Below are 962 nucleotides of genomic sequence, written 5' to 3' on the forward strand. Positions count from 1 at the left end.
GCGCTGTTTCGGGTGCGGCTGCCTCCGTCTGCATGAGGCGGGCAAAGTGCTTTCAGGCCGCCGCTGCCGTTTTGCGGGTGCGGGCGTTCGCGTTCCAAATCCGCTTTGGCGTTGTGCCGGCCTGCGCCTGCGGCTGGCCCTGCCTGCTTTTGCCGTTTGTCTGTTGGCGGGCTGCGGCCTGCCTTGCGGCTTTTTAGGCTACCTGAAAAACGGTGCGGGGCTTTTTCAGGTAGCCTTCGGGCTAGAAATAGCCTTGTTTCTTGCGCTGCTCCATGGCAGCTTCGCTCACTTGGTCGTCCATGCGGGTGGCGCTGCGCTCGGAGATGTCGGCCAGGGCGGTTTCGGCGATGATTTCAGCGGGGGTGGCGGCGCTGCTGGCCACGGGGCAGGTGCAGGAGATGTCGCCCACGGTGCGGAAGCGCACGGACAGCTCTTCTATCTGTTCGCCTTCGCGCGGCGGGGTGAGTTCGGTTACGGGCACTAAGAGGCCGTTGCGGCGCACCACTTGGCGGCGGTGGGCGTAGTAGATCGGCGGCAGGGCGAGCTTTTCGCGTTCGATGTATTGCCAGATGTCGAGTTCGGTCCAGTTGGATATGGGGAACACGCGCAGGTTTTCGCCGGGGTGCAGGCGGGCGTTGTAGAGCGACCAGAGTTCGGGGCGCTGGTCTTTGGGGTTCCATTGGCCGAATTCGTCGCGGAAGGAGAAGATGCGCTCTTTGGCGCGGGCTTTTTCTTCGTCGCGCCGCGCGCCGCCCATCAGTGCGCCGAAGCCGTGCTCTTCGATGGTTTCGAGCAGTGTGACGGCCTGGGCGGCGTTGCGGGAGTCGGTTTCGCGCCGCAGCACCACCGTGCCTTTGGCGATGGAGTCTTCCACGCTGCCGACGATGAGCCGCGCGCCGGATTCCCGGGCGGTTTGGTCGCAGAAGGCGATGACTTCGGGGTAGTTGTGGCCGGTGTCGATG

The 962-nt window shown here is 64.7% G+C and carries 1 protein-coding gene; it reads right to left on the reverse strand.

The window, feature by feature from the left end:
- Window positions 1-241 precede the first annotated feature (241 nt).
- A partial coding sequence (gene cysD, locus ACTHUT_RS21155) for a sulfate adenylyltransferase subunit CysD (protein ID WP_440419767.1) occupies window positions 242-962 on the reverse strand: 721 nt, incomplete at its 5' end.

The sequence above is a fragment of the Neisseria sp. P0022.S010 genome (genome assembly GCF_051956635.1).